This window comes from Solidesulfovibrio fructosivorans JJ], assembly GCF_000179555.1.
In the GTDB taxonomy this organism is placed as follows: domain Bacteria; phylum Desulfobacterota; class Desulfovibrionia; order Desulfovibrionales; family Desulfovibrionaceae; genus Solidesulfovibrio; species Solidesulfovibrio fructosivorans.
The window spans coordinates 186,998-194,682 of record NZ_AECZ01000005.1 but is presented as its reverse complement, the minus strand read 5'-3'; the positions used below and the strand labels follow the sequence as shown (position 1 = coordinate 194,682).

7 protein-coding genes are annotated in these 7,685 nt (G+C 65.6%); 6 read left to right on the top strand and 1 reads right to left on the bottom strand.

Features of this window, described 5'->3' with window-relative positions:
- Nucleotides 1-39: 39 nt before the first annotated feature.
- Complete coding sequence (locus DESFRDRAFT_RS05390) at nt 40-1,398, bottom strand: glycerate kinase type-2 family protein (protein WP_005991898.1); 1,359 nt, start codon at nt 1,396-1,398, stop codon at nt 40-42.
- 255 nt (nt 1,399-1,653) lie between these two features.
- On the opposite strand from DESFRDRAFT_RS05390, the gene nudC reads away from it, so the two are divergent.
- The 6 genes from nudC (at nt 1,654) to DESFRDRAFT_RS05360 (ending at nt 7,683) form a co-directional block, all read left to right on the top strand.
- Nucleotides 1,654-2,538, top strand: coding sequence for an NAD(+) diphosphatase (gene nudC / locus DESFRDRAFT_RS05385; RefSeq protein WP_005991897.1), 885 nt, complete (start codon nt 1,654-1,656; stop codon nt 2,536-2,538).
- A gap of 94 nt (nt 2,539-2,632) precedes the next feature.
- Complete coding sequence (locus DESFRDRAFT_RS05380; protein WP_005991896.1) at nt 2,633-3,091, top strand: RrF2 family transcriptional regulator; 459 nt, start codon at nt 2,633-2,635, stop codon at nt 3,089-3,091.
- Nucleotides 3,092-3,249: 158 nt separating this feature from the next.
- On the top strand, nt 3,250-4,551 hold the full coding sequence (locus DESFRDRAFT_RS05375; RefSeq protein ID WP_005991895.1) for a cytochrome ubiquinol oxidase subunit I: 1,302 nt from the start codon (nt 3,250-3,252) through the stop codon (nt 4,549-4,551).
- Between the two features lie 81 nt (nt 4,552-4,632).
- Nucleotides 4,633-5,661 (top strand): cytochrome d ubiquinol oxidase subunit II, encoded by a 1,029-nt coding sequence (gene cydB / locus DESFRDRAFT_RS05370; RefSeq protein WP_005991894.1) that lies wholly within the window; start codon nt 4,633-4,635, stop codon nt 5,659-5,661.
- 244 nt (nt 5,662-5,905) lie between these two features.
- Complete coding sequence (locus DESFRDRAFT_RS05365; RefSeq protein WP_005991892.1) at nt 5,906-6,637, top strand: HD-GYP domain-containing protein; 732 nt, start codon at nt 5,906-5,908, stop codon at nt 6,635-6,637.
- Entirely contained in the window at nt 6,634-7,683 is a 1,050-nt protein-coding gene (locus DESFRDRAFT_RS05360; protein WP_005991890.1) for a GGDEF domain-containing protein, read from the top strand. Before DESFRDRAFT_RS05365 ends, DESFRDRAFT_RS05360 begins: the two co-directional genes overlap by 4 nt.
- Nucleotides 7,684-7,685: the final 2 nt, after the last annotated feature.

Here is a 7,685-nt window from a genome sequence, read left to right as displayed (position 1 = left end):
AACCCTTTCTACAGAAAGGGCTCCCCCCCGGTTCTTTCGCTATGGCGAAAGCAGCACCTTGATGTCACAGACGTTGGTGTTGGTGGGGCCGGTGACGAGCAACGCATCCACGGCTTCGAAATAGTGATAGGCGTCGTTTTCGGCCAGATACCGGGCCGCGTCCAGGCCGAGCCCCTGGCCCCGGCGCAGGATGCCCAGGGAGGCGAACGCGCCGGTGGCGTCGGTCGGGCCGTCGGAACCGTCGGTGGAAGCGGCCAGGAACACCGCTTCCTCGGCGTTTTTGGCGTCCCGGGCCAAATCGGCCAGAAAGGCCAGGGCCATCTCCTGGTTGCGCCCGCCCTTGCCGGTGCCGCGAAGCGTCACGGTGGTCTCGCCCCCGGCGATGACGCAGGCCGGGCGCGTAAGCGGCACGCCGTACTCGGCGATGTCCTTGGCCATGCCCAAAAACAGATGGGCCATCTCCCGGGCCTCGCCGGTCAGGTGCGAGGTCAGGACCACCGTTTCGTAGCCAAGCTCCTTGGCCTTGTCCCGTGAGGCGAGCAGCGCCTGGAAATTGGTGCCCACCAGCACGGTGCGGGTGTGGACGAAGGCCGGATCGCCGGGCTTTGGCGTTTCCGGGGCCCGGCCTGCGGCCACGTCGAGCAGCACGGCCAAAGCCTCGGGCGCGATCTTGCCGGCCACGCCGTAACGGTCCAGCACGGCCAGGGCGTCGGCGGCGGTGGTGGGATCGGGCACGGTGGGGCCGCTGGCGATGACGTCCAGGTCGTCCCCCACCACGTCGGAAAGCAGCAACCCCAGACAGGAGGCCGGGGCGGCGGCCGCCGCCAGCCGGCCGCCCTTGACCGCCGACAGCTTCTTGCGCACGCAGTTGATCTCCTGGATGGTCGCGCCGCAGGAGAGCAGCACCCTGGTGGTTTCCTGCTTGTCGGCAAGCGTCAGACGCCGGGCGGGCAAGGACAAGGGCGCGGCCAAAATGGCCGAGCCGCCGCCGGACACGAGCACGATGACCAGATCGTCCGGCCCGGCCGCCCGGGCCATGGCCAGGACCTCGGCGGCGGCGGCCACGCCCCGGGCGTCCGGCACCGGATGGGCCGCCTCCATGAGGCGAACCCGGGAAAGCTTTTCCAGGTAGCCTTCCTTGACCGCCACCACCCCGCCGGCGATGCGTTCCCCGAGCAGCTTTTCGAGCCCCAGCGCCATGCGCGCCGAGGCCTTGCCCGCGCCCAGGACATAGATGTTCCTGAAGCGGGAGAGGTCGTATTCGTGACACTCGGTTTCGGTGTGCACGCGCAGGATGTCGCCATTTTGCGACAGCACGCGCTCCATCATGGCAAGCGGGTCCACCCGGCCCAGTCCGGCCCGGAAAATGGCTTCGGCGTCGGCACGGCAATCACGCATCGCACTACCTCCCCGCCCTATCGCGTCGTTTCTTGAAATACGTCCCTTGTCTTGCGCGCCCGCAACAACGGAGCAATCGGCAACTCCCCCATACCCCATAAAAAGTTTTTGCGGGAGGGGGTCCGGGGGAGGGGCTTTTTTCAAAAAGCCCCTCCCCCGGAAATCCCCGCCCCCCTTCCTGGCCAAAAGGCTTCTCTCCGCGTAACCTGTCCAGACGGGCGTCAGCCCGTTGCACTCCAACCCGCCGAGGCCGCCATGCCCTATCCGGAAATGACCCTGCTCGCCTACAATCGCGACGTCATCGAAAACGACTTCATCTTCGGCACACCGGACCGCGACGTCCCGGGGACCCCCGGCTTTTGGCTGGCGCTTCGGGGCAACGAGATGGTCATGCGGCCGGCTTCCGGCGCGCTGGAGCTTCCCTTCGGCCTGGAGCCGCTGCCCGGCCCCCACGCCGTCTCCCCGGTCTATGTCGGCACCTGGCAGGGGAAGCCCCTGCGCGCGGTCCGGCTCGAGCCCGAGGCGGCCATTCCCGAACCTTTCGTCCCGGTAGCGGCCGGCTATCGCGGGGAGGCCCTCACCGAAGCCCAGCTCACCCTGTCCGGCCTGGCCCGGCAGGTGCTCCACTGGCGCGACCGCAGCCGCATCTGTCCGGCCTGCGGCGGCGCGCCCACGGAGATCACCGGCAGTTTCGGCGCGCGCTGCACGGTCTGCGCCCGGGAATATTACCCGCGCATCCACCCGGCCGTGATCGTGCTCATCCGGCGCGGCGACGAGGTGCTGCTCGTGCGCAAGCCCGACTGGCCGGCCGACCAGTACGGCATGGTGGCCGGGTTCGTGGAATTCGCCGAATCCTTGGAGGAATGCGTGGTGCGCGAAGTCCTGGAGGAAACGGGGCTGACCATCCGCGACCTGCGCTACGTGGGCAGCCAGAACTGGCCCTTCCCCAGCCAGATCATGGCCGGGTTCGTAGCAGAATACGCCGGGGGCGAACTCGTGGTGGACAAGACGGAACTGGAGACCGCGCAATGGTTTTCGCCCGCCTCCCCGCCGCCGGGTCTGCCCCCGCGCACAAGCATCGCCCGGCGTCTCCTCGACCGCCACGCCCCGGAGCTGGTCGCCGCCGCCTCAAGACCTTAAAAAACCGTACGTTGCGGCGGGAAATGCGTTGACAGCCCCAGCCGGCTCATATATAGGATCAATCAAGTCCTATTAATCCATATTGAGGTCGTCCATGCGCCTGACCCGAGCCGGCGAATACGCCATCCGATGCGTCCTGTACCTGGCCATGCACCAGGATCGGACGCTCATTTCCCGCAAGGAAATCGCCGAAGCCATGGAGATCCCGGCCCAATTTTTAGGCAAGGTCGCCCAGAGCCTGTCCCGGGCCGGCATCATCGCCATCCGCCAGGGAGCCCAGGGCGGCTACGAGATGGCCAAGGCCCCGGAAGCGGTGTCGCTGCTCTCGGTGGTCGAGGCCATCGACGGGGAAATCTTTTTAAACGACTGCATCCACCGTCCCGACACCTGCACCCGGCAGACCATCTGCTCGGTGCACCGGGTGTGGGAAACGGCTCGCCGGCAACTGCGCGAAACGCTGGCCGGCACGACCCTGGCCGCGCTGGCCCGGGAGGAGGAGCAGGCATGCGCCAAACGGCCGACGCGGCCGTCGCAAATAGACGCAGGCGGGTAAAAAATCGTCGTGGGGTTGGTGCATTTTCTCTGACGGGGTGCTAGGTACGGGCCAAGGCCTTGAAGGGCCGGCAAAAAGGCCCGGGACAACCTGGCGCGGCCGCCGGGGAGAATGCAACAAGGGATTTTTTGATCAGACGGAGGAAAAGGAGACCGATCATGGACGTGTTATTGCTTTCCCGGTTGCAGTTCGCCTTTGCCACATTCATCCACTTCATCTTCGTGCCGCTCACGCTCGGACTCTCGTTCATCGTGGCGGTCATGGAAACGAAGTACGTGCGCACGGGCGACGAAACGTACAAGAAAATGGCCAAATTCTGGGGCCGGCTGTTCCTGATCAACTTCGCCCTGGGCGTGGTCACGGGCATCACCCTGGAATTTCAATTCGGCACCAACTGGTCGCGCTATTCGACATACGTCGGCGACATCTTCGGCTCGCTTCTGGCCATCGAGGCCACGGCGGCCTTTTTTCTGGAATCCACCTTCATCGCTGTCTGGGTCTTCGGCTGGAAAAAGCTCTCGCCCAAGTTCCACGCCACCTGCATCTGGATCGTGGCCTTCGCCGCCAACCTGTCGGCCCTGTGGATCATTTTGGCCAACGGCTTCATGCAGCACCCTGTCGGCTACGTGATCCAGAACGGCCGGGCCGAACTGGCCAGCTTCACCGACGTCGTCACCAACGGCTACGCCTGGAACGAATTTTTCCACACCGTCACCGGCGCCTGGGCCCTGGGCGGCTTCTTTGTAGTGGGCGTGTCGGCCTGGCACCTGCTGCGCAAGCAAAACGTCGACTTTTTCACCAAGTCCTTCCGCATCGGCGCGGCCTTCGCCCTGATCTTCGCCCTGGCCGTGGCCCTGGTCGGCCACCGGCAGGGCAACATCGTGGCCGAAGCCCAGCCGGCCAAGCTCGCGGCCATGGAATCCCACTGGGAAACCCAGGCCAACGCCCCCATGTACCTCGTCCAGGTTCCCGATCCCGAGAACGAGGGCAACAGCGTCCAGTTCGGCAAGATCCCGAGCATCTTAAGCATCATGGCCTTCAACAACCCCTCGGCCGTGGTCAAGGGCTTGAAAGACTTCCCCAAGCAGGACCGCCCCCCCGTCACCCTGACCTTCACCGCCTTCCGCCTCATGGTGGGGCTCGGCACGCTGATGATCATCGTGGCCATCCTGGCCTTTATCGCCCGCCATCAGCCGGCGGAAAGCTCGACCAAGCTGCTCAAGCTCTTCGTCTGGTGCATCCCCGTCCCCTACCTCGCCCTGCAAGCCGGTTGGGCCGTGGCCGAGGTCGGACGCCAGCCCTGGATCGTCTATGGCCTCATGCGCACCAAGGACGCCGTTTCTCCCCTGGCCACCTCCCAGGTCGCCATCAGCCTGGTCGCCTTCTTCGTGGTCTACATCCTGCTTGCGGTCATCGACATCTTCCTTCTGGCCAAGTACGCCCGCAAGCAACCGGCCTAAGGCACAGTGGCGACACGGGAACCGTAAGACGCAAGAAAGCCCGAACCCGGCCCGGCCGGTTTGACAGCAAGGAGAATGGCCATGGATCTCGGAACAATCTGGTTCATCCTTTGGGGAGTGCTCTGGGCGGTTTATTTCGTCCTGGACGGCTACGATTTCGGCATCGGCATCATCCGTCCCTTCTTCTCCAAAAACGATACGGAAACCCGTATCATGTACAACGCCATGGGTCCCTTCTGGGACGGCAACGAAGTCTGGCTCATCACGGCCGGCGGCGTGACCTTCGCCGCTTTCCCGAAAACCTACGCCATCATGTTTTCCAGCCTCTATACGCCGCTGATGCTGCTGCTGTTCTCGCTGATCCTGCGCGGCGTCACCCTGGAATTCCGCTCCAAGGTGGACAGCGCCGGCTGGCGTAAGCTCTGGGACGTCTGCAACTTCCTGGGCAGCTTCCTGCCGGCCTTGCTCCTTGGCGTGGCCTTCGCCAACATCTTCATGGGCATCCCCCTCGACCAGGACGGCATCCTGCAGGGCAACCTCTTCACCCTGCTCAACCCCTACGGCCTGGCCGGTGGGCTGCTGTTCGTCTTCCTCTTCGCCCACCACGGCGCGCTGTGGCTGGCCCAGAAGTCCGAAGGCGAAGTCCGCGAGCGCGCGCTCCGTACCGCCGGCAAGCTCTGGCCGGTGGTGGCCGCGCTGGTGGTGCTGTTCCTCGTCATGTCCTGGTTCATGACGCCGCTTTTCAACAACTACCTCCTCCATCCGGCGCTTTTCATCCTGCTCCTCGTGCCGGTGGCCGGGCTGCTTTTGACCTACAAGTACCGCCGCGAGGCACGCCCGCTGGCCTCCTGGGTCGGCTCTGCGCTTTTGATCGGCGGAGCGGCCCTCTTCGGCGTGTTCGGCATCTTCCCGGCCCTGCTGCCCTCGAGCCTCAACCCGGCCTGGTCGCTGACCATCGAAAACTCCTCGTCCACGCCGCTGACGCTTTCCATCATGCTCGGCGTGGCCCTGGTCTTCGTGCCCATCGTCATCATCTACCAGGTCTGGGCCATGCACCTGTTCCGTCACCCCGTGACCCAGGAAGACCTGGATTACGACGAAGCCTATTAGTCGATCATTGCCTGCCCCCCTCCCAGCCGCCGTCGGGTCCGCCCGGCGGCGGTTTTTTATCTATGAGGGAAAGAGATGCGAGAGGGGAAACCCTTTGAAAAGGGTTCTCCCCTCTCGCGCTCTCCCCTTCCTAAAGCTTTTTCCTTTTTTTGATATTGACAACCATTATCATGAGGAATAAGACAAATCCCAGCCCATCCGGGACATTATGCAACCACAGCCAAGACGTACCGTGAAGCACCCGATGTTCAAGCCGCCCTTTTTCGACGATCCCACCCTGCCCGACCTCCAGTCGCCTGAATCCGCATCCCGGCGGGAAACGGTCATGGCCGCCGTCCACGAGCTGGCCGCCTCCCTCGGCCGGGCCATCGACGCCAAGGACCCGCACACCCTGGCCCACTCCGAGGAAGTGGCCGAGGTGGCCAGGGTCCTGGCCCGAAGCCTGGGCCTGTCCTCGCCCGAGGCCGACATCGTCCATGTGGCCGGCCATTTGCACGACATCGGCAAGATCGGCGTGCCGGACGCGGTGTTGTGCAAGCCCGGCCGCCTGACCGAGGCCGAGTGGGACCGCATGCGCGCCCATCCCGCCATCGGGGCCGAGATTCTGGCCCCGCTGTCCTGCCTGTCCGGACTCGGCGTGGTGGAGATGGTGGCCGCCCATCACGAACGTTTCGACGGCGGCGGCTATCCGCTGGGCCTTGCCGGCCGGGCCATCCCCATCGGCGCGCGCATCATCGCCGTGGCCGACAGCCTGTCGGCCATGCTGCAAAGCCGGCCCTACCGCCCGGCCATGACCTTCGAGGCGGCCCGGGCGGAACTCCTGCGCTGCCGGGGCGCCCAGTTCGATCCCGATGTGGTGGCGGCGTTCCTCGCCGCCCAGGATGTCGTGCGCCAGCTGTGCCGAAGCCTTCGCGAAAAGGATCGTCCGCTCTTTCCGGGCATGTGTGGCCCGGAGCGGCCGGGCGTACGGCCATGACTTCCGATACCGCCACGGCATCCCCCCATGCCCGGGCCGGGGTGGATGCTCCCTCCCCGCCCCGCGCCGCGCAACTCTCTCCTGGGAGCCTGCTTGGCGTCAGGGCCCGTATGCGCGTAGCCCTCCTCGTCCTGCTGGCCCTGCCTCCGGCGCTGGTCCTTTTCCTGGTGGAAAAAGGCTATGTGGACTCGGTCAGCCGCATGCTCGGCCTGTGGCTGGCCGTGGCCCTGGTCATGGTCCTGCCCCTGGCCCGGCTGGTCGCCCGGTTCGTGGCCCTAGGCGAAATCGCCACGCTCAACGCCTTCTGCGCCACCCTGCGTCGCGGCGAATACCACCGCCGTCTGACCCTGCCGCCCGAACGAAACGACGAGCACGAGATCCTGCGCCTCATGCGCGACCTCAACTGGCTGGCCCACGGCGTGGAAACCCGCGAGACGTGGCTGAAGACTTTGCTCGAGGAGGCGCAGCGCCGCGAACGCCACTTCGCCGATCTTTCCTGCACGGACGCCCTGACCGGCATCTGCAACCGCCGCCACTACGACGAGACCCTCCCGCCCCTGCTCGAGGAGGCGGCCGGCGCCGGTTACGAACTGTGGCTGCTTTTGATCGACTGCGACCGGTTCAAGACCGTTAACGACACCTACGGCCATCCGGCCGGGGACACGGTCCTGGCCGCCATGGGCGCGACCCTGCGCGAATCCACCCGCGAGGGCCTCGACCTGCCGTTTCGCCTGGGCGGCGACGAATTCGCCGTTATCCTGACCAGGCTTCCGGCCGCGGCCGCCCACCGCGTGGCCGAGCGTATCCGGGCTCGATTCGCCGCCGCGACGCCCTACGGGGCCACGGCCAGCATCGGCATCGCCCGGCTCGCCCCGGACCGCGACGCGCCGCTTTTGCTTCCCTCCCTGACCGCCCGTTGCGACGCGGCCCTTTACGTGGTCAAGGCGGCCGGGGGCAATGCCACCGGCTTTGCCGACGGCTGCGCGCCCGAAACCGAAATCGACCTTGCTTTTATTGAAAATAAAAATCGCAATTCAAATCTGTAGAG